This is a genomic window from Microbispora catharanthi, assembly GCF_006334915.2.
Classification (GTDB): Bacteria; Actinomycetota; Actinomycetes; order Streptosporangiales; family Streptosporangiaceae; genus Microbispora; species Microbispora catharanthi.
Genome location: NZ_VDMA02000011.1, coordinates 1 through 20,561 on the forward strand (window position 1 = coordinate 1; position 20,561 = coordinate 20,561).

The following is a 20,561-nucleotide window of genomic DNA, read 5'->3' on the forward strand; positions in this document are numbered from 1 at the left end:
TAGCGGCAGGGAAACACCCGGTTACATTCCGAACCCGGAAGTTAAGCCTGTCAGCGCCGATGGTACTGCACCGGGGACGGTGTGGGAGAGTAGGACACCGCCGGACAATCTTTGTGGAGGGCCACCCCTGTTGGGGTGGCCCTTCCGCATTTCCCGGGGGTTTCCCCCTGGGCGCCGGCGTGGAAGCGTCGGCTTGTGCGGGTGCCACGGACGGCATGCGCGTGGTGTGATGGTGGTCTGGTGGGGTGCCCCGGTTGTGGTTGGCCGGGGTTTTCGCATGTCCAGGGGTTGCCAGCCGGCACCGATCCGGAACGCCGTCGGGAACGCCGTGGGGAATCCCCTGGGGATTGTGGTGCGGGGGCCGTACTCCAGTGGCGCGAACAACCCGGGGGAGCCGACTTGGCCGGGGGCGCAAGCAGCGGCCCGGGAGGAGCGGAGCGGGCGGGAGGGAGGACCGCAGCGAAGGCCCAGCGGAGCGGGCTTCGCGAGGACCGGACCTCCCGACCGGCGCAGTGACGTCCCAACCCCACCCCACCCGACCCCAACCTCACCGCCCCAACTTCACCGATGCCAACTTCACCGATGCCAACTTCACCGACTCAACCCACCCGGCCACCACGCCCCACCACTCCCGCCGCGAGCGCGCGACGTCCCAACCCGCCCGGTCAAGGCCCTCACGCCCGGAGACTTCTCGTCCCACCGCAATCACGCCGCACACAATCACGCCCCACCGCGACACGTCGTCTGCCCGTGCGACCACCACGTGCTCGTATCACCCGCACCGCGTACCACCTCGTGAAGGGTTGGCCAGGAGTTCCCGTACGCTGAGGGTCGTGGAATATCGAGCCGTCGAGCAAGCGATCATGGCACGGGGAGTGGAGTGGGATTTCAGCCCCACTCTTGACCGGATCACCGCGCTGATGGAGATCCTCGGCGACCCCCAGCACTCGTACAAGGTCGTTCATATCGCGGGCACCAACGGGAAGACGAGCACCGCGCGCATGGTCGAGGCTCTGCTGCGCGAGCGTAACCTGCGGGTGGGCCGTTACACGAGCCCTCATCTGCAGTCGATGCGCGAGCGCATCTCGATCGACGGCGAGCCCCTGTCGGAGGAGCGGTTCGTCGAGGTGTACCAGGACATCGCCCCCTACCTCGAGATGATCGACGCGAGGGTGGGCAAGCTGAGTTTCTTCGAGGTGCTGACGGCGATGGCGTTCGCCGCGTTCGCGGACGCTCCGGTGGACGTCGCCGTGGTCGAGACCGGCATGGGCGGCACCTGGGACGCGACGAACGTCGCCGACGGAACGGTCGCCGTCATCACGCCCATTGCGCTCGATCACACGGACTATCTCGGTCCGGACATCGCGACGATCGCCGGTGAGAAGGCCGGCATCATCAAGCCGAAGGCGACGGCCATGCTGGCACAGCAGGCGCTGCCGGCCGCCGAGGTGCTGATGCGGCGCGCGGCCGAGGTCGGTGCGGTGGTCGCCCGCGAAGGGCTGGAGTTCGGGGTGCTGCATCGCGAGCTCGCCATGGGCGGCCAGATGCTGCAGCTCAGGGGCTTGAAAGGCGTATACGAGGACGTGTTCCTGCCGTTGTACGGCGCGCACCAGGCGGGCAACGCCGCGGGCGCCCTGGCCGCCGTGGAGGCGCTGACGGCCGGCGACGACCCGCTGGGTGACGAGGTCGTACGGCAGGCCTTCGCCCAGGTGAGCAGCCCCGGGCGGCTGGAGATCGTACGGCGGGGCCCGACCGTCCTGATCGACGCGGCGCACAATCCCGCGGGCATGGAGGCCACGGTCGAGGCCCTGACCGAGGCGTTCGGGTTCACCCGGCTCGTCGCCGTGATGGCCGTGATGGCGGACAAGGACGTGGACACGATTTTGGACCTGCTGGAACCGGTGGCCGAGGAGATCGTGGTCACCCGCAACTCCTCTCCCCGCTCGCTGAGCCCGGACGACCTCGCGGCCCGGGCGGAGGCCGTCTTCGGCCAGGATCGCGTCCACATCGAGGACCGGCTCGACGACGCCATCGACAGGGGCATCGCGCTGGCCGACCAGGGCGACGAGCTCGGCTCCGGCGTCCTCATCACCGGTTCGGTTGTGACCGCGGGCGACGCGCGCATCCTCTTCAAGGCCGCCAAGTGAACAGCGTCGTGTTCGAGGTGACCCCCGGCATGCGCCGGCTCTGCGCGACCGTCCTCGGGATGCAGGCGATCGTCGTCGCGCTCATCAGCCCGGTCGCGATCACCATCAACCACGTGTCCACACCGCTCGCGCTGACCGTCGGACTCGGGCTGGCCGTCCTGTGCGTGATCGTCGCCGGCATGCTGAAGCGCCCGTATGCGTACATTGCGGGCACTTTGCTTGAAATCCTGACAATCGCCACAGGATTCCTGGTCCCGCTCATGTTCTTCCTCGGGGTGATCTTCGCCGCCCTGTGGATAACGGCCATCTTCGTCGCTCGCCGTGTCGAAGGGACGACGAAGCGCTAAAGTCGGCAACCATGGCCGTCCCTCCCGTACCGCAGGCACGGACCGCCGTGCCGGTCCGTGCCGTGCGCGTCCCTCTGCTGGTCGACGTCGTCATCGGGCTGCTCACCCTGGTGGCCCTTCCTCTCGCGCTCGTCGCCATCCCGAACACGATCTCCGTCGTGGCGGCGCTGCTGCCGCCGGGCGTGTCGCAGGTCGACATGATCCGCGCGCACGGCCTGGCGCTGCCCGCCATGCTGGTGACTGTGCCGCTCGCCGCGGTCGCGGTGCGCAGGTTCCGCGCGGCGCCGATCCTCGTGGCGGGGCTCACGCTGCTCGCCCTCGCCGACGTCGCCGGGGGGTACACCGACACCGTCGCGCTCGTCGGCGTGCTGCGGGTGCTCCACGGGATCGGCGCGGGCATGCTCGTGCCGGCCACTCTGGTCGCGGTCGCCGAGCGTCCCCGGCACCGGGTGCTGCTGCCGATCTGGGCGGGCGCGCTCGCCGCCTCGCTGCTGTCGGCCCAGGCCCTCGCCCTGTGGGCGATCCGCGACGTGTCCTCCTGGAAGGTGACCCTCCAGCCGTACCCGCTGCTCACCGGGGTGGCGCTGGCCCTCGCCGCGGCATACCTGGTGCTTTGGATGATCTCCGGCGACGGCGCGACGCGGGCCGAGGGGGAGATCCTGCCCGCGGGCCGGCCGACGTCGGTGGAGCGCGGGCGGCTCGCGCTGGCCATCGTGCCCGCCGCGGCCATCGCGGTGCTGGGCGTCGGGATCACCTTCGACTGGCCGCCGCGCCTGGTCGTCGTCGCCGCGGCGGTCGTGGTGGTGGCGATGCTGGCCCTCGCGGCGCTCGGCACGTTCGAGGGGCCCGGCGGCCGTACGCTCGCCTTCGTCAACGTCGCGGTGGGGCTGGTGGTGCTGCCGACCGCCGCGCAGATGACCTACATCGAGCTCGGCGGCCCTCTGGGCGGTCCCGGCCTCAAGGGCCTGTGGGTGCCGTTCCTGGTGGCCGCGGTGACCGCGCTCGTGGGCGCCGTCCTCACGGGGCGGGCACCCGAGGCGCTCGCGGCCCGGATGACGGTCCTCGGTCTCGCGGCCGTCGTCGCGGGGCTGGCCGCGATCAGGCTGCTGGTCCCGGCGCCGTCGGGCACGCCGCTGGTGGTGCCGTTCGTCCTGCTGGCCGCCGGGTCGGCGGTGGCGTTGGTCGGCGCCTTCCGCACGGCGGGCCTCGGATCGGCGATGCTGGGGCTGTCGCTGTGCTTCCCGGCCGTGCTCGCGGGCTTCCTGCTCGGCACCGGCATCCAGGTGAACCGGCTGCGCGACGCCGCGGAGACCGCGCAGGGCGATGGGAACGCCCTGGTCGACGGGTTCATCGACGCGCTGCACATATGGGCGCTCGTCGGTGGGTTCGTCGTGGTCGGAGTGATCGTGCTTTCCTCCGTCCTGACCCGCCGGGCCGCCGCCGCGTCGGCGGACGGTGAGGTGGTGATCCCCGCGCCGACCCCCTCGCCGGAGGAGGACGACAGCGTCCCCAGGGACGCCGGCCCCACACACTGACACCGCGCCGCACATCGACACCGCCGCGCACACCGCCGTGCACAGGGACGCCGTCCCGGACGCTCCGCTCCGGCAGCCACAGATCCGCCGCCACAGACCCGGCGCCACAGACCCGGCGACAACCGGACTCGTCCGATCGGAGCGGCGTTCCCGGACCGGTAAGCTGCCGTTGCGTCGGAGCTTCCCAGCCGAAGCTCCCCAGGCGCTGACGAGTGGGCCCGCGATCCGCCGGGCCACCGTGTACGGCGAGTCAAACGACCTTAGGAGAAAAGACCGTGTCCGAGCGTACGCTTGTCCTGATCAAGCCCGACGGGGTCCGTCGCGGCCTCATCGGGGACGTCATCGGCCGCATCGAGCGCAAGGGCCTCAAGATCGTGGCGATGGACCTGCGCACGCTCGACGCCGAGACGGCCAAGGCCCACTACGCCGAGCACTCCGAGCGTCCGTTCTTCGGCGAGCTGGTGGAGTTCATCACCGGCGGCCCGCTGGTCGCGATGGTGCTCGAGGGCCCCCGGGCCGTCGAGGCGTTCCGCGCCCTGGCCGGCCTGACCGACCCGGTGAAGTCCGCACCCGGCACCATCCGTGGCGACCACGCCCTGGAGATCGGTGAGAACGTCGTCCACGGCTCCGATTCGCCGGAGTCCGCCGCCCGGGAAATCAAGATTTTCTTTCCGGACCGTTTCTAGTCCTTGCCACACGAGAGGCCCCGGTTTAAACCGGGGCCTCTCGTGTTTTTCCAGGTGGTGACCGAGCTTAGGTCGGGGGACAGCGGTTTTTCCGGGGGCTTGAGAGCTCGATGTGCCCAGTCATGAGCACGTGCCGTTACGATTCGAATGCGATGCGTCATCCCGCACTCCCGCTGAACCCGGTAACCGCTAACCACCTGAAGGAAGGCTTCCTTCCGCATGGGCAGCAAGCTGACATTCCTGGGCCGTGACATGGCTGTCGACCTTGGCACGGCGAACACTCTCGTCTACGTCCGAGGGCGCGGCATCGTCCTGAACGAGCCGTCCGTCGTCGCCATCAACGTCACGACAGGAAAGATCGTGGCAGTTGGGATAGAAGCGAAGCGGATGATCGGGCGGACGCCCGGAAACATCGTCGCGATCCGTCCCCTGAGGGACGGTGTCATCGCGGATTTCGATGTGACCGAGCGAATGCTGCGGTATTTCATCCAGAAGATCCACAAACGGCGGCACTTCGTGCGCCCGCGCATCATCGTGGCCGTGCCGAGTGGCATCACCGCTGTGGAGCAACGCGCTGTGAAGGAAGCGGGCTACCAGGCCGGGGCCCGCCGCGTGTACATCATCGAGGAACCGATGGCGGCCGCGATCGGAGCCGGCCTGCCGGTCCACGAGCCGACCGGGAACATGGTCGTCGACATCGGCGGCGGCACCACCGAGGTGGCCATCATCTCGATGGGCGGCATTGTGACCAGCCAGTCGATCCGCGTCGGGGGCGACGAACTCGACCAGGCGGTCATCGCCTTCACCAAGAAGGAGTACTCGCTGATGCTGGGCGAGCGCACGGCGGAGGAGGTCAAGATCGCCGTCGGGTCCGCCTGCGTCACGGGCGAGGACTTCCACGCCGAGGTGCGCGGCCGCGACCTGGTCAGCGGCCTGCCGAAAACGGTCGTCATCAGCGCCGAGGAGATCCGCCGGTCGATCGCCGAGCCGGTCAACGCGATCGTCGACGCGGTGAAGTCGACGCTGGACAAGTGCCCGCCGGAGCTCTCCGGTGACCTCATGGACCGGGGGATCGCCGTGACCGGTGGCGGCGCCCTGTTGCGCGGCATGGTCGACCGATTGCGCGAGGAGACCGGCATGCCGGTCCACCTGGCCGAGAACGCGCTCGACTCGGTCGCGCTCGGCTCCGGGCGATGCGTGGAGGACTTTGAAGCCCTCCAGCAGGTGCTCGTGCCGGAGCCCCGCAACTAAGGAGCGTCATGAGAGACACCCGCCGCGCCCGTCTCATGCTCGGACTCCTCCTCGCCGTGGCGCTGATCCTCATCACGGTGGATCACCGGGCCGGGAACAACCACGTCCTCGGCCCGGTGCGCGACTTCGCGGGCGCCGTGTTCGGGAAAGTCGAGCGCGTCGGCGCCGCCGTCACGCGGCCGATCACCGGATTCGTCGGCATGCTGCGCGACGCGCCCTCCGCGCAGCGCGCCATCGCCGACCTGCGCAAGGAGAACGCGCGGCTACGGGACGAGGTGTCGGCGCAGCGGCTCGACAAGGGGCGGGCCGAGAAGCTGGACCGCATGCTCGGGCTGGCGGGGCTCGGCCGCTACCGCATCGTGCCGGCCCAGGTCGTCGCGCGGCGTACGGTGGCAGGTTTCGAGGACACGATCGAGATCGACGCCGGCACCGGCGACGGGATCCGGCCCGACATGACGGTGCTCAGCGATGCCGGGCTGGTCGGCCGCGTCGTCCAGACAGGCCCGGCCGGCTCGACGGTGGCCCTGCTGACCGACCCGGCTCTATCGGCCGGGGCCAGGCTGGAGGGTGGCAACGAGCTGGGTGTCGTGAGCGGCCTCGGCGAGGCGGGCGGCGGCGGCAACCTCGTCAGGTTCCGCCTGCTCGACTCCACCGTGCCGATCGGCGTGGGCCGCCGGATCGTCTCGTTCGGTTCTCAGCAGAGCAAGCCGTACGTGCCGGGAGTGCCGATCGGCGTGGTCGAGCGGGTGGACAACACGCCGGGTGATGTGACCAGGACGGCCTACGCGCGGCCCTTCACCGACTTCTCCTCGCTGGATGTCGTCGGCGTGGTGGTCGCGGCGCCGAAGCGTGATCCGCGCGACGCGGTGCTGCCGCCGAAGCCGCCGCCGCCGAAGCCGCCGCGCGAGGACCAGCGGCGCGGCGACGACGGCCGCGGACAGGGGCGCGCCTCGCTGGAGGCCGAGTGGGGGCTCGGCGACCGGGGCCGCGCCGCGGGCGACGAGTCGCGGGCCACGACCGAGCGGCAGACGCGCGAGGCCCGGCCCGAGGCCGCGCGGGAGCGGCGCGGCCGGCACGGCACGCAGGCCGTGGACGGGGAGCAGTACACCCAAGACCAGTACACCCAAGCCCAAGACCAGTACACCCGGGAGCAGCACGCCCAGGAGCAGCACGCCCAGGAGCCGCCCGCCGCCCGTGAACGGCCCGCCGCCGACGAGCCGCGCAACGCGCCTCGGCAGCACGACGGCGCCGCGGACGACGGCCGCGGTGGGAGGAACTGACCGATGGCCCGCAACCTCCTCGCCGCGTTGCTGCTCTTCGTTGCTCTGGTGCTCCAGGTCAGCGTGGTCAACCGGCTGTTGTTCTCCTGGGCGCCCGACCTGGTGCTGTTGACGGTCGCCGCGCTCGCCACCAGGCGCGGGCCCGTGCCGGGTGCGGTGATCGGCTTCTGCGGAGGGCTCGCCTACGACCTGCTGCCCCCCTCCAACCACACGCTGGGCCAGTACGCGCTGGTGCTGTGCGCCCTCGGCTACGCGGCCGGGCGTGTGGGAGAGCGGGTGCCGCTGCCCGCGGTGGCGGCGTGCGCCGTGGTCGCGCCCGGCATGCTGGCGGGTCTGGGCGCGCTGATCGGCGCCCCGGGGGTCACCTGGCCGGTGCTGGCCACGGCATGGCCCCGGGCCGCGATCTGCAATCTCGTGGCCGCTCCGCTGGTGCTCTGGGCGGTCAAGGTCACGCACGGCGGCCACCGCAGGCGCGCCGGTGGTGGCGAGCTCGTGCCGAGTTGGAGACGGGGGACGGCATGACACGTTTGCGCGGACGCCTGCTCGTCCTGCAGGTGCTGGTCATCGCCATGATCGTGGTGCTCGTCGTCCGGCTGTGGCAGGTCCAGGTGGTGCAGGGGTCGCGGTTCGTCACCGTCGCGACGGAGACGCGCACCCGAGAGGTGCGGGTCCCCGCCCTGCGGGGGGCGATCCTCGACTCCTCCGGGCGCCCGCTCGTGCGCAACCGCACGACGCTGGTGGTCTCCGTGGACCGCGGCCGGCTGGAGCGGATGCCGGACGGCGGCGACGCCGTACTGCGCCGGCTGTCCACTGTGCTGAAGGTGCCGCTGTCGAAGCTGAAGCAGGAGATCCGGGCGTGCGGCCCCGGCATCAGCCGCCCGTGCTGGCCCGGCTCGCCGTACACGCCGATCCCGGTCGCCAACAACGTCAACCCGCGGGCGGCGCTGCAGATCCTCGAACGCCAGGAGGACTTCCCCGGCGTCACGGCCGACATCCAGGCGATCCGCGACTATCCCAACGGCAAGGACGCCGCCCAGCTCCTCGGCTACCTGCAGCCGGTGACGCAGAGCGAGCTGGAAAAGCGCGAGGGTCTCAAGGCCAACTACTCGGGCGTCGACCTCACCGGCCGCGACGGACTGGAGCGCACCTACGACTCCGCCCTGCGCGGCACGCCCGGCCTGCGCAACGTCCAGGTCGACCGGATGGGCAAGGTCATCGCGGTCAACCAGCAGTCCGACGCGGCCCCCGGCGACATCCTGGTGACCAGCATCGACGCCAACGTGCAGCGCGTCGTCGAGAAGTCGCTCGACCAGGCCATGCGGGAGGTGCCGAACTCGGACGGCGCCGCCGGCGTGGTGCTCGACGTCAAGACCGGCCGCGTGATCGCGATGGCCAGCCGGCCGACGTACGACCCCAGGGTCTGGACCGGCGGCATCGCGGAGAAGGACTATCGGCGACTGCTGTCGGACAAGTCGGGCAAGCCGCTGGTGTCGCGGGCGATCGCCGGCGAGTACGCCCCGGGTTCGACCTTCAAGATCAGCTCGGCGTCGGCGATGGTCGCCGACGGAGAGCCCCTGCACGGGACCTACCAGTGCCCGAGTTCCTACAACGTCGAGGGCCGGTCCTACCCGAACGCGGGCGGCATGAGCCTGGGCGCGATCTCGCTGCACGAGGCGCTGGTCAAGTCGTGCGACACCGTGTTCTACAAGGCCGGCTACGAAGAGTGGCTGCGCGACGGCGGCAAGACGCCCAAGGCCAAGGTCAAGGAGCCGATGCCGACCATGGCCAAGGCCTACGGCTTCGGCAAGCGCACCGGCATCGACCTGCCCGGCGAGTCCGCGGGCCGCATTCCGACCCGGGCGTGGAAGCTCGACCTGTACAACTCCACCAAGTCGGAGATGTGCAAGCGGGCCAAGATCGGCTACCCGGATATGAAGGACCAGAGCCGGGCCGCGTTCGCCAAGCGCCTGGCCAACGAGAACTGCCTGGAGGGCATGATCTTCCACGCCTACGAGGCGGTCAACCTCTCGATCGGCCAGGGCGACGTCCTGGTCACCCCCCTCCAGCTCGCTCGGGCGTACGCGGCGCTGCTGGGCGACGGCAACGTGCGCAGCCCGCGTGTCGGCTGGGCGCTGATGCGTCCGGACGGCACCCTTAAGCAGGAGATCCCGGTCCCGATCGTGGGGCACCTGCCGGTCAACGACGAGACCCGCACCTACATCCGCAAGGCGCTCAGCGAGGTGCCCTCGGACGGCACGGCCGCGGGCGCGTTCCGCGGGTTCCCGATGAACATCGTCAAGGTCGGCGGCAAGACCGGTACGGCGGAGGTCTACGGCAAGGAGGACACGTCGTGGTTCGCGTCCTTCGCGCCCGCGGGCAATCCGCGGCTGGTCACCGTGGTCATGGTGGCGCAGGGCGGCTTCGGCGCCTCGACCGCCGCGCCCGCCGTGCGGCGCATCTGGGAGGGGATCTTCGGCCTCGGCAAGGGGGACGACGGCAAGCCGCTCAAGCCGGCGCTTCCGGACGGCAAACCGGTGACGCGGCTGCCGGCCATCAGCCGCGAAACGCAGTGAGGCGGACCTGCCATGACTGAAGCCATCGGGGTACGGCGGAGGTCGTTCGCGAGCCGCGTGGTCGGCCGGGGATCGGTCGTCTGGCGGATGGACTGGCTGCTGTTCGGCGCGGTGGTCGCGCTCAGCGCGGTCGGCACGCTGCTGGTGTGGTCGGCCACCCGGACGTGGTCGTCGATCGAGCCGACGGGCATGGCCAAGAAGCACGTGCTCAACCTGCTCATCGGCCTGGCCCTCTACAGCGCGGTCGCGGTCACCGACTACCGCTGGCTGCGCACGTACGCGCCGGTCCTGTACGGCATCGCCGTCATCGGGCTGATCCTGGTCATCAGCCCGATGGGATCGACGATCAACGGCCACCACTCGTGGATCCTGCTGGGCGGGGGCTTCGCCCTGCAGCCGGCCGAGCTGATGAAGCCGGCGCTGGTGGTGATGCTGGCGCGGCTGCTGGCCCCGACGTCCGAGAAGGGGAAGAAGAAGGACCGGCCGAGGGCCTCCGGTCTCGCGCTGTCCGTCGCGGCGGCGGGCGCGGCGGCGGCGCTGGTCATGCTGCAGCCCGACCTCGGCACCACGATGGTGCTGATGGCGACGACCGGCGCGATGATCGTCTTCGCCGGGATACGCAAGCGCTGGGTGGGGGCCGGGGTGCTGCTCGCGGCCCTCGCGGCGATGGCGGTGTGGTCGCTGGGGCTGCTCAAGCCTTATCAGGTGGCGCGGTTCACCGCGCTCATCGATCCGTCGAGCGACCCGCGCGGCGTGGGCTACAACAGCACGCAGGCGCTGGTGGCGATCGGGTCGGGAGAGGTGTTCGGCAAGGGCCTGTTCCACGGCGGCCAGACCACAGGACGCTTCGTGCCCGAGCAGCACACCGACTTCATCTTCACCGTCGCGGGCGAGGAGCTCGGCTTCGTCGGGTCGGTCACCGTGGTCGCCCTGCTCGGCGTGGTGCTGCTGCGCGGCGTGCGGATCGCCCGGATGTGCGGCGACCGGTTCAGCGCGCTCGTCTCCGGCGGCATCATCGCGTGGCTGGCCTTCCAGACGCTCGTCAACGTCGGCATGACCATCGGCATCATGCCGATCACCGGCGTGCCGCTGCCGTTCGTCTCCTACGGCGGCACGGCGACGTTCGCGAACATGACGGCGGTGGCCATCCTGCAGGCGATCCATCTCAGGTCGCGGCCCGTGTGACCTGTGCCGCCCCATGAGAGCCGTCCGCAGGGTGGCGGACCCCGGCTCTCACTGGTGTCCGCTCCTCGCGGCGAACATCATGGGAACAGAACAGGTTCGGGGGTTGAACGAACCATTACGGAGGAACCGTGACTCCGGACGACGAGGTGCGGGAGCGTGAGCGCGCCCTTGACCTGCTGCGCAGGGCCTTCCCCGACTACCGGATCGTGTACGGCGGCGGACGATGGGCCGCCGCGGCCGCGGGCGACCCGCCGACGGTGTGGTTCGCCCAGACGCCGGCCAGCCTGTGCGGTCAGCTGTTCACAGCCCAGTTGCGCCGCGGCGGGACGGTCGTTCCTCTCCGGCTGGAGGAGAGCGACTCGCAGTGCGCGAGGTGACCGGTTCGTGACATGTAGGGCGTTAGCGTGCGGGTGTCACCACTGGGAGAGCCGATGACGACACCCTCACGCGGCGGGGACCGGTCCGCCATCCAGATCGCCGGCGGCATCCGCGAGCGCACCCTCGCCGCTCTCGGAGAGCCGCCGACGACCGCGGTCTTCCACCAGATCGCCGACGAGATCCACCTCTGCTGCCCGCAGCTGACCCGTTTCAAATGCCTGCGTCTGGCGTACGGGTGGACGGTCGAGGAGGCGATCGAACGCTTCCACGCGATGTGCGACCGCGAGCAGATCAAGCGCAGGGGCCTGAGCGAGCGGTCCTGGCGGGAGTGGGAGGCCGGGGCCCGACCCGACCGCGACTACACCGACCTGCTGTGCCGCCTGTTCGAGACGGGCCCGGTGCAGCTCGGGTTCGCCCGGGACTACACGCCCCCGGAGATGCGCCGCCCCGCGGCGTGGCGGCGCCCCGCCGCGCCCGACCTGATCAGCGCCGCCGCGCAGGAGGCGAGCGAGCACGCCGAGCGGGTCGAGACGAGCGAGATCGGCGACAGCACGCTGGAACGGCTGCGCACGCAGGTGATCTGGCTGTCCCGGCGGTACGTCTGGGAGGCGCCGCTGCCGCTGTTCGTGGAGATGCGGGCGCTGCAGGAGCAGACCCGCCGGGCCCTGGAGCGGCACGTCCACCCGGGCCAGGCCGGTGAGCTGTACTTCCTGGCGGGGACGCTGTGCGGGCTGATGGCCAACGCGAGCATGGACATGGGCCGGCGCGTGCCCGCCGACACCCTCGCCCGCGCGGCGTGGACGTACGGCAGGATCGCCGGCCACCGCTCGCTCATGGGCTGGGCCCGCGGAATGCAGGCGTCGGTCGCGCTGTGGGACCGGCGGTATGAGGACGCGGCGGGCTACGCCGAGGACGGCCTCACCCAGCTGCCGCGGGGTCAGGGCGGCGCGCGGCTGCACATGCTGCGCGCGCGGGCGGGGGCGATGCTGGGCTGGACCCGTGAGGCCGAAGACGACCTGCTCAAGGCGGCGGACGCCCGCGAGTCGGGCGCCGGGGACGAACTGCACGACGGGTTCGCCGGGGAGTTCTCCTTCCGGCCCGCCAAGCACGCCTACTACACGGCGGTCACGCACCTGCACCTCGGCCAGCCCGCCCGGGCGATCGAGCAGGCCCGCACCGCGCTCGACCTGTACGAGCGGGAGGACCGGCAGAACAGGTCGTACGGCTGTGAGGCGATGGCCGGGGCCCACCTCGCGGTCGCGCACCTGATGGAGGACGACCCAGGCGGGGCCGAGCAGGCCCTGACCCCGCTGCTGGCCCTGCCGCCCGAGCGCAGGATCGACAGTCTCGCCGAGACCCTGCAATCCACCCGGACGATGGTGCGCGGCGCTCTCGCCGAGCGGCTGGAGTCGTTCTGCGCGACCGGCCTGCCGCAGTCGGCCGCCCGGGCGCTGCCCGAGGCACTGTCCGAAGCAGTGCCCGAGGCACCGCGCGGTGAGGGGGACATGCGATGAGCGAGCGGAGCGAGCGAATCAATAGACACAGCGCCTTTCGCGCATGCGACTCCGAGCCGCTGGGCGAGGAGGTGGCATGAGCATTTCCACCGTCGCCGGCACTCCCCCCGCGCTCGCCGAGGCGTGCCGCCAGGCGGGGCTCAGCGCCGACGGCGCCCGGCTGCTGCGCAGTTTCGCCAACACGGTGTACCACCTGCCGGGGGAGAGGGTCGTCGTCCGCCTCGCGGAGGCCGGCACCCCCGGCAAGTACGACCGCCTGGTCACCTCGCTCAAGGTCACCCGCTGGCTGCACGAGCAGGGCTTCCCCGTCACGCTGCCGCTCGACGTGCGCCAGCCGCTGGCCGTCGAGGGCTGCCTGGCGACCTTCTGGCACTACGAGGACGGCGCGGACGACGGCGATCCGGTTCCGCTCGGCCTGTTGCTGCGGTGGCTGCACTCCCTGCCGCCGGTCCCGTTCGCGCTGCCGACCTACGACCCCTTCGGCCGCGTGCGGCGGGCCGTACGGGCCAGTCTCGTGCTGGACGGCGAGGAGCGGGAGTGGCTGCTGGGCCGGTGCGCGGCGCTGGAGGAGGCGTACTACGAGCGGGTCGAGTTCGTCCTGCCGTACGGGCTGGTCCACGGGGACGCGCACCGGGGCAACCTGATCCGCACCGCGGACCGGATCCTGCTGTGCGACTGGGACTCGGCCAGCGCGGGGCCGCGCGAGATCGACCTGGTGCCCACCCTGCAGGGCGCCAGGTTCGGGCTGTCGGACGCGCAGCGCGACGGCTTCGCCCACGCGTACGGGTGCGACATCAGGGACTGGCCGGGCTATCCGGTGCTCCGCGACATCAGGGAGCTGCAGACGCTGACGGCCGTGCTGCGTATCGGGCACCGGGACGCCGCGGCGCACGCCGAACTGCGCCACCGCCTGGCCTCGCTGCGCGCGGGCGACGACCGGATCTGGCACCCCTTCTGAGGACGGAAGATCCGCAGGGGCCACTCCCCGGAGCCGATACCCTGGATGCATGTCTGTCGAGTCGTTGTTTCCCCGCCTGGAGCCGCTGCTGCCCAAGGTGCAGAAGCCGATCCAGTACGTCGGGGGCGAGCTGAACTCGACGGTCAAGGACTGGGACGAGGCGACCGTCCGGTGGGCCCTGATGTACCCGGACGCCTACGAGGTCGGCCTGCCCAACCAGGGGGTGCAGATCCTCTACGAGATCCTCAACGAGCTGCCCGAAACGCTGGCGGAGCGCACCTACGCGGTGTGGCCCGACCTCGAGGCGCTCATGCGATCCGAGGGCGTCCCGCAGTTCACCGTGGACGGGCACCGGCCGGTTCGCGCGTTCGACGTCCTCGGGGTGTCGTTCGCCACCGAACTCGGCTACACGAACCTCCTCACCGCGCTCGATCTGGCGGGGATCCCGCTGGAGGCGGCGGACCGCACCGACGAGGATCCGATCGTGCTGGCGGGCGGCCACGCCGCGTTCAACCCGGAGCCGATCGCCGACTTCCTCGACGCGGCCGTGCTCGGCGACGGCGAGCAGATCGCCATCGCGATCTCCGAGGTGCTGCGCGAGTGGAAGGCCGAGGGCTCGCCCGGCGGCCGCGACGAGCTGCTGATGCGCCTCGCCTCCACGGGCGGGGTGTACGTCCCGAAGTTCTATGACGTCGAGTACCACCCGGACGGCCGCATCATGCGCGTCGTCCCCAACCGCGACGGCGTGCCGACGCGCGTGTTCAAGCACACGGTCATGGACCTCGACGAATGGCCGTACCCGAAGAAACCGCTGGTCCCGCTCGCCGAGACCGTGCACGAGCGGTTCAGCGTCGAGATCTTCCGGGGTTGCACCCGGGGCTGCCGCTTCTGCCAGGCGGGGATGATCACCCGTCCGGTCCGGGAGCGGTCGATCACCACGATCGGCGACATGGTCGAGGCGGGGATCAGGGAGTCCGGCTTCAGCGAGGTCGGGCTGCTGTCGCTGTCCAGCGCGGACCACTCCGAGATCGCCGAAGTCACGAGGGGTCTCGCGGACCGCTACGAGGGCAGCCAGGTCGGTCTGTCCCTGCCGTCCACCAGGGTCGACGCGTTCAACATCGACCTGGCGAACGAGCTGTCCCGGAACGGCCGCCGTTCCGGTCTCACGTTCGCGCCGGAGGGCGGATCCGAGCGGATGCGCAAGGTGATCAACAAGATGGTCACCGAGGAGGACCTCATCCGCACGGTCACCACCGCCTACTCCAACGGCTGGCGGCAGGTGAAGCTCTACTTCATGTGCGGGCTCCCGACCGAGGAGGACGAGGACGTCCTCGGCATCGCCGACCTGGCCAAGAAGGTCATCAAGGCGGGCCGCGAGGTGACGGGCTCGCGCGACATCCGCTGCACCGTCTCCATCGGCGGGTTCGTGCCCAAGCCGCACACCCCGTTCCAGTGGGCCGCCCAGTGCGACCACGAGACGGTGGACCGCCGGCTGCGCACGCTGCGCGACGCCCTGCGCTCCGACAAGGAGTACGGCAGGGCCATCGGCTACCGCTACCACGACGGCAAGCCGTCGATCGTGGAGGGGCTGCTGTCGCGGGGCGACCGCCGGGTGGGCAGGGTCATCCGGGCCGTCTGGGAGGACGGCGGCCGTTTCGACGGCTGGAGCGAGCACTTCTCGTTCGAACGGTGGATGGCCGCGGCCGAGCGTGCCTTCGCCGACGAGCCGGTCGACGTGGACTGGTACACGACGCGCGATCGGGACGAGCACGAGGTGCTTCCCTGGGACCACCTCGACGCCGGCCTCGACCGCGAGTGGCTGTGGCAGGACTGGCAGGACGCGCTCAACACGGTCGAGGTCGAGGACTGCCGCTGGACGCCCTGCTACGACTGCGGCGTCTGCCCCACGATGGGGACGGAGATCCAGATCGGCCCGACGGGCAGGAAACTGCTGCCACTCACCGTGATCTGACGCTCACGGCCTATTCTGAAAGACGATCGACCGAAAGCGGAAGGACGACGGAACTCTGAAACCCGTTCCCGACGGGCCCGCGCCCGAACCCACCGTGCAGCGCCTTCGCGTGCGCTATGCCAAGCGGGGCCGCCTGCGCTTCACCAGCCACCGCGACATCTCCCGCGCCGTCGAAAGGGCGGTGCGGCGAGCCGGTATTCCGGTGGCCTACAGCGCCGGCTTCAGCCCCCACCCGAAGATCTCCTACGCCGGCGCCGCCCCCACCGGAGTGGCGAGCGAGGCCGAGTACCTCGAGATCGGGGTGAACCGGCCGTGCGACCCGCGGCGGGTTCGCGACGACCTCGACGCCTCGCTGCCGCCGGGGCTGGACGTGCTCGATGTGGTGGAGGCGCGGGACGGGAATCTCGCCGACCGGCTGGAGGGCTCGATGTGGGAGCTGCGGCTCCCCGGGGCCGATCCGGCCGAGGCCGAGCGGGCGGTGAAGGAGTTCCTCGCGGCCGACCTGGTGGAGGTCGAACGTCTGACCAAGAAGGGAATGCGGCGGTTCGACGCCCGCCAGGCGGTGCGTTCGCTGGCCGTCGTGGAGGGGCCGGGAATTACGGCAGGTCAGGAGACCGTTCAACCGTGTGTCATACTTCGTATGGTTGTTCGGCACGAAACACCTGCCGTCCGGCCCGATGACGCGCTCATGGGTCTGCGTCTCGTGGCAGGCTTCGCGCCGCCGTCACCCGCAGCGGTGACCAGGCTGGCGCAGGGGCCGCTCGACGCGATGACCGGTGAGCCCGCCGACCCGTTCGCCTTCGACCGGGCAGGCGGAGACCGATAAGACTTGCCGCCGAGGCGCCGACAGGAAGCCCGGCGGACCGCGAGAGACGAGAGCCTCCGCGCGGCGCGGCAACGTGCCCGGAGGCTGACGGGAGAGCGCCCGCATGCTCGACAACGAGCCCACTGACGGGGCTATGAGCCTTGACGGTGACACGACAACAGAAGAACGCGGCCAGGCCGGGGAAGACATGGTCTCCTCCGGTCCGTCCGGCGTGTCCACGACCCCGCGCCGCCGGTCGGCGAGCCGCCCGGCCGGGCCCCCGCCCGAGCCGGACGACCTGCCGCCGCCGGTGACCACGGTGGCCGCGGCCAACAAGCCGAAGGCCGCGGAGAGCACTGAGCCGAAGGCCCCGGAGAGCACTGAGCCGAAGGCCGCGGAAAGCGCTGCGCCGGAAGCGGCCGAGCCGACCGCGGTGACCCCCGCGCAGGAGGAGCCTGTCGCGAAGGAGCGGCCCAAGCGCGTCACCCGCCGCCGCACGAAGACCGCCGAGGAGCCGGTTGCCGAGGAGCCGCCGGCCGCCGGGGAGCCGGTGCCGGTTGCGGCGGAGACGGTGACGACCACAGCGGAGCCGGTGCCGGCCGCGGACGACGAGCCGGCCGCGCCCACGCGGCGTCGCCGGACCCGCAAGAGGACCGACGAGACCGAGCCGTCCCCGCAGCCGGAGCAGGCCGAGGAGACGGTGCAGGCCGTGCAGGCCGAGGAGCCCGCCGCGCCGAAGCGCCGCCGCCGCGCCCGCGCCGGAGAGCCGGAGCAGGAACGATCCAGGGCGATGAGCGCCGCCGAGGCGGAGGTCGCCGCCGCGCTGCGGCTCAACCTCCCCGACGAGGAGCCGCTGGACGACGAGCCGCTCGACATCGAGGACGTCGACATCGAAGACGTCGAGGTCGAGGAGGACGGCGGGCGGCCGGACGTGGTGGCCGACCCCTTCGGTCTGTCCACACGGCAGCCTTCCGTGCCCTCGGTGACCTTCCAGGCGCCGTCGGCGCTGTTCCAGCCGCTCTTCCAGGCCCCCGACCCGTTCGCGGTGCCCGTGCAGAGGCCCGCGTCGCCCGCGGCCGAGCCGGCGCCGGCGGAGGACGAGGAGGCGGAGGAGCCGGAGGAGACGGCCGAATCCGGCGAGGACGAGTCCGAGGGCGAGGGCGGCGCCCGCAGGCGCCGCCGCCGCCGGGGCGGACGCGGACGCGGTGCCCGCGCCAGGGACGCCGAGGACGGCGAGGAGCAGGACGGCGAGGGCGAGGAGCCGCAGGCCGCGTCGGCCGAGGAGGACGACCGCGAGCAGGCCGACGACGACTCCGAGGGCCAGGCCGGCACCCGGCGCCGTCGCCGTCGTCGCCGCCGGGGCACCGAGGAGGCCGAGCTGGCCCCCGACGACCCGCCGAACACCGTCGTCCGCATCCGGGCGCCCCGCGCCACCAGGTCCACCTCGGTGGACGAGGTCCAGGGCGTACGGGGATCGACCCGGCTGGAGGCCAAGAAGCAGCGCCGCCGTGAGGGCCGCGAGCTGGGCCGCCGCCGACCCCCGATCATCACCGAGTCGGAGTTCCTGGCCCGGCGCGAGTCGGTCGAGCGGATCATGGTCGTGCGCCGCCAGGGCGGCCGCACCCAGATCGCGGTGCTCGAGGACGGCATCCTCGTCGAGCACTACGTCGACCGGGAGTCCAGCCAGTCGTACGTCGGCAACGTCTACCTCGGCAAGGTCCAGAACGTGCTGCCCTCGATGGAGGCGGCGTTCGTGGACATCGGCAAGGGCCGCAACGCCGTGCTGTACGCCGGCGAGGTGAACTTCGACACCGCGGGGCTGGAGGGCCAGCCCAAGCGGATCGAGGCGGCGCTGAAGTCCGGGCAGTCGGTGCTCGTCCAGGTCACCAAGGACCCGATCGGCCACAAGGGCGCCCGGCTGACCTCCCAGATCAGCCTCCCCGGCCGCTACCTGGTCTACGTGCCGGACGGCTCGATGACCGGGATCAGCCGCAAGCTGCCCGACAAGGAGCGGACCCGGCTCAAGCAGATCCTGCGCAAGGTCATGCCGGAGAACGCGGGCGTCATCGTGCGCACCGCCGCGGAGGGCGCCTCGGAGGAGGAGCTCAGCCGCGACGTCGCCCGGCTGTCGGCCCAGTGGGAGAACATCCAGCGCAAGGCCAAGTCGGCCAGCCCGCCGGAACTGCTGTCCGGCGAGCCCGACCTGACCATCCGGGTGGTCCGCGACGTCTTCAACGAGGACTTCAGCTCTCTGGTCGTCGAGGGCGACGAGGCGTGGACGACGGTGGACGAGTACGTCCGCTACGTCGCCCCGCACCTGGCCGAGCGGCTGTCGAAGTGGGATGAGGAGACCGACGCGTTCTCCGCCTACCGCATCGACGAGCAGATCGCCAAGGCGATGGAGCGCAAGGTGTGGCTGCCGTCCGGCGGCTCGCTGGTGATCGACAGGACCGAGGCGATGACGGTCGTCGACGTCAACACCGGTAAGTTCACCGGGCAGGGCGGCAACCTCGAGGAGACCGTCACCCGCAACAACCTGGAGGCGGCCGAGGAGATCGTCCGCCAGCTCAGGCTGCGGGACATCGGCGGCATCATCGTGATCGACTTCATCGACATGGTCTTGGAGAGCAACCGCGACCTGGTGCTCCGGCGGCTGCTGGAGTGCCTGGCGCGCGACCGGACCAAGCACCAGGTGGCCGAGGTCACCTCGCTGGGCCTGGTGCAGATGACGCGCAAGCGGGTCGGTCAGGGCCTGCTGGAGGCGTTCTCCACGCCGTGCGACTGCTGCCACGGGCGCGGGATCATCGTGTCGACCGAACCGGTCGAGGCGAAGCCCGAGCCGCGCGGCACGCAGGGCAAGATGGCCATCGAGAAGGCGGTGGCCGAGAAGATGGCGGCGGGCGAGGGCTCCGTCGCCGCGGCGGCGGGCTCGGTGCGCGAGAGCGTCACCGACGCCATCGACGCCGATTCCACAGACTCAGACGAGGGCGACGGCTCCGCGTCGTCTTCCCGGGGACGGCGACGTTCCCGCAGGAAGACGGCGGAGTAACGACTTCGTCACCCGGCGGTCCGCTCGGTTCGACCTGGGTGCCGGATATCCGGTACCCTGGTCATCCGGTGCGCCTGGTGTCGGCGTGCCTGGCTTCGCGCGCCTGCCCGGATCGCCGGTCGTGTATCGACAGCAGCTGGATGCGGGGCGCGGCATCTCAGCATTTAGCCAGTAGAAGGGTTCCGCGGTGTACGCGATCGTTCGTTGCGGCGGCAGGCAGCAGAAGGTCTCCGTCGGGGACGTCCTCGAGGTGGACAAGGTCGCCGGTGAGGTTGGCTCCTCGGTGTCGCTGCCGGCGGTGCTCGTCGTCAACGACGGCGATGTCACCACCGACGCTGCCACGCTTTCCCGGTTCCAGGTGACCGCCGAGATCCTCGGCGAGACCAAGGGACCGAAGATCCGGATTCTGAAGTACAAGAACAAGACCGGATACAAGAAGCGCCAGGGTCACCGCCAGCGGTACACCCAGGTCAAGGTCACCGGCATCAACCCCGGACAGTAGTCTCCCGGGGGACGACCCCCGCTTACCCCCGAAAGGGAGTGAATCATGGCACACAAGAAGGGCGCCTCGTCCACCCGGAACGGCCGTGACTCGAACGCTCAGCGCCTTGGTGTGAAGCGTTTCGGCGGTCAGCTGGTGAACGCGGGCGAGATCATCGTCCGCCAGCGCGGCACGCACTTCCACCCCGGCGACAACGTCGGCCGTGGTGGCGACGACACGCTGTTCGCCCTGGCCACGGGCCGGGTGCAGTTCGGCACCAAGCGCGGTCGCCGCGCGGTGAGCATCGTCCCGGCCGCGGAGTAGATCCGCCCCGGACACCGACAAGCAGCGCGATGAGGCGGATCGAGCATTCGGTCCGCCTCATTCGTTTTTCCGTACA

At 71.1% G+C, this 20,561-nt stretch carries 17 protein-coding genes and 1 rRNA gene; all 18 read left to right on the forward strand.

All coding sequences use genetic code 11. From position 1 onward, the window contains the following. Positions 1-106 (forward strand): 5S ribosomal RNA (rrf, locus tag FH610_RS20900); the annotation flags it as partial. Positions 107-863: 757 nt separating this feature from the next. Beyond that, on the forward strand, positions 864-2,147 hold the full coding sequence (locus FH610_RS20905; RefSeq protein WP_139576427.1) for a bifunctional folylpolyglutamate synthase/dihydrofolate synthase: 1,284 nt from the start codon (positions 864-866) through the stop codon (positions 2,145-2,147). Further along, the gene (locus tag FH610_RS20910; RefSeq protein ID WP_240809098.1) at positions 2,144-2,494 is read left to right on the forward strand and encodes a DUF4233 domain-containing protein; all 351 of its coding nucleotides are present in this window, start codon (positions 2,144-2,146) and stop codon (positions 2,492-2,494) included. Before FH610_RS20905 ends, FH610_RS20910 begins: the two co-directional genes overlap by 4 nt. An 11-nt stretch (positions 2,495-2,505) precedes the next feature. Continuing rightward, complete coding sequence (locus tag FH610_RS20915; protein ID WP_139576224.1) at positions 2,506-4,029, forward strand: hypothetical protein; 1,524 nt, start codon at positions 2,506-2,508, stop codon at positions 4,027-4,029. A gap of 275 nt (positions 4,030-4,304) precedes the next feature. After that, positions 4,305-4,715 carry a nucleoside-diphosphate kinase gene (ndk, locus tag FH610_RS20920; RefSeq protein WP_030505860.1) on the forward strand — a complete coding sequence of 137 codons (411 nt, stop codon included), beginning with the start codon at positions 4,305-4,307 and terminating at the stop codon, positions 4,713-4,715. A 219-nt stretch (positions 4,716-4,934) separates the two neighbouring features. Further along, positions 4,935-5,966, forward strand: a complete 1,032-nt coding sequence (locus tag FH610_RS20925; RefSeq protein ID WP_139576225.1) for a rod shape-determining protein — start codon at positions 4,935-4,937, stop codon at positions 5,964-5,966. 8 nt (positions 5,967-5,974) lie between these two features. Then, positions 5,975-7,246 (forward strand): rod shape-determining protein MreC, encoded by a 1,272-nt coding sequence (gene mreC, locus FH610_RS45265; protein ID WP_139576226.1) that lies wholly within the window; start codon positions 5,975-5,977, stop codon positions 7,244-7,246. Between the two features lie 3 nt (positions 7,247-7,249). Continuing rightward, positions 7,250-7,768, forward strand: a complete 519-nt coding sequence (gene mreD, locus FH610_RS20935) for a rod shape-determining protein MreD (RefSeq protein ID WP_139576227.1) — start codon at positions 7,250-7,252, stop codon at positions 7,766-7,768. Further along, entirely contained in the window at positions 7,765-9,819 is a 2,055-nt protein-coding gene (gene mrdA, locus FH610_RS20940) for a penicillin-binding protein 2 (protein ID WP_139576228.1), read from the forward strand. Before mreD ends, mrdA begins: the two co-directional genes overlap by 4 nt. A gap of 12 nt (positions 9,820-9,831) precedes the next feature. Continuing rightward, positions 9,832-11,004, forward strand: a complete 1,173-nt coding sequence (gene rodA, locus FH610_RS20945; RefSeq protein WP_139576229.1) for a rod shape-determining protein RodA — start codon at positions 9,832-9,834, stop codon at positions 11,002-11,004. Positions 11,005-11,132: 128 nt separating this feature from the next. Next, positions 11,133-11,381 carry a hypothetical protein gene (locus FH610_RS20950; RefSeq protein ID WP_139576230.1) on the forward strand — a complete coding sequence of 83 codons (249 nt, stop codon included), beginning with the start codon at positions 11,133-11,135 and terminating at the stop codon, positions 11,379-11,381. A 54-nt stretch (positions 11,382-11,435) separates the two neighbouring features. Further along, positions 11,436-12,896: an NsdA family TPR-like regulatory protein gene (locus FH610_RS20955; protein ID WP_139576231.1), complete on the forward strand. Its 1,461-nt coding sequence runs from the start codon at positions 11,436-11,438 to the stop codon at positions 12,894-12,896. A 76-nt stretch (positions 12,897-12,972) separates the two neighbouring features. Then, complete coding sequence (locus tag FH610_RS20960) at positions 12,973-13,854, forward strand: phosphotransferase enzyme family protein (RefSeq protein WP_161628041.1); 882 nt, start codon at positions 12,973-12,975, stop codon at positions 13,852-13,854. 49 nt (positions 13,855-13,903) lie between these two features. Then, complete coding sequence (locus FH610_RS20965; RefSeq protein WP_139576233.1) at positions 13,904-15,826, forward strand: TIGR03960 family B12-binding radical SAM protein; 1,923 nt, start codon at positions 13,904-13,906, stop codon at positions 15,824-15,826. 109 nt (positions 15,827-15,935) lie between these two features. After that, positions 15,936-16,652: a TIGR03936 family radical SAM-associated protein gene (locus tag FH610_RS20970; RefSeq protein WP_205825934.1), complete on the forward strand. Its 717-nt coding sequence runs from the start codon at positions 15,936-15,938 to the stop codon at positions 16,650-16,652. A 133-nt stretch (positions 16,653-16,785) separates the two neighbouring features. After that, positions 16,786-19,680: an Rne/Rng family ribonuclease gene (locus FH610_RS20975; protein ID WP_240809099.1), complete on the forward strand. Its 2,895-nt coding sequence runs from the start codon at positions 16,786-16,788 to the stop codon at positions 19,678-19,680. Positions 19,681-19,867: 187 nt separating this feature from the next. Next, on the forward strand, positions 19,868-20,182 hold the full coding sequence (gene rplU / locus FH610_RS20980; protein WP_030505848.1) for a 50S ribosomal protein L21: 315 nt from the start codon (positions 19,868-19,870) through the stop codon (positions 20,180-20,182). A 45-nt stretch (positions 20,183-20,227) separates the two neighbouring features. After that, complete coding sequence (gene rpmA, locus FH610_RS20985) at positions 20,228-20,485, forward strand: 50S ribosomal protein L27 (RefSeq protein ID WP_030505847.1); 258 nt, start codon at positions 20,228-20,230, stop codon at positions 20,483-20,485. Positions 20,486-20,561 lie beyond the last annotated feature (76 nt).

Excerpts from the sequence above, each read along its gene's own strand:
- mreD (WP_139576227.1), top strand. The coding sequence starts at position 7,250 with ATGGCCCGCAACCTCCTCGCCGCGTTGCTGCTCTTCGTTGCTCTGGTG.
- rodA (WP_139576229.1), top strand. The coding sequence starts at position 9,832 with ATGACTGAAGCCATCGGGGTACGGCGGAGGTCGTTCGCGAGCCGCGTG.
- FH610_RS20975 (WP_240809099.1), top strand. The coding sequence starts at position 16,786 with ATGAGCCTTGACGGTGACACGACAACAGAAGAACGCGGCCAGGCCGGG.
- rpmA (WP_030505847.1), top strand. The coding sequence starts at position 20,228 with ATGGCACACAAGAAGGGCGCCTCGTCCACCCGGAACGGCCGTGACTCG.
- mreC (WP_139576226.1), top strand. The coding sequence starts at position 5,975 with ATGAGAGACACCCGCCGCGCCCGTCTCATGCTCGGACTCCTCCTCGCC.
- FH610_RS20915 (WP_139576224.1), top strand. The coding sequence starts at position 2,506 with ATGGCCGTCCCTCCCGTACCGCAGGCACGGACCGCCGTGCCGGTCCGT.
- FH610_RS20925 (WP_139576225.1), top strand. The coding sequence starts at position 4,935 with ATGGGCAGCAAGCTGACATTCCTGGGCCGTGACATGGCTGTCGACCTT.
- FH610_RS20960 (WP_161628041.1), top strand. The coding sequence starts at position 12,973 with ATGAGCATTTCCACCGTCGCCGGCACTCCCCCCGCGCTCGCCGAGGCG.
- FH610_RS20965 (WP_139576233.1), top strand. The coding sequence starts at position 13,904 with ATGTCTGTCGAGTCGTTGTTTCCCCGCCTGGAGCCGCTGCTGCCCAAG.
- FH610_RS20955 (WP_139576231.1), top strand. The coding sequence starts at position 11,436 with ATGACGACACCCTCACGCGGCGGGGACCGGTCCGCCATCCAGATCGCC.
- FH610_RS20905 (WP_139576427.1), top strand. The coding sequence starts at position 864 with ATGGCACGGGGAGTGGAGTGGGATTTCAGCCCCACTCTTGACCGGATC.
- mrdA (WP_139576228.1), top strand. The coding sequence starts at position 7,765 with ATGACACGTTTGCGCGGACGCCTGCTCGTCCTGCAGGTGCTGGTCATC.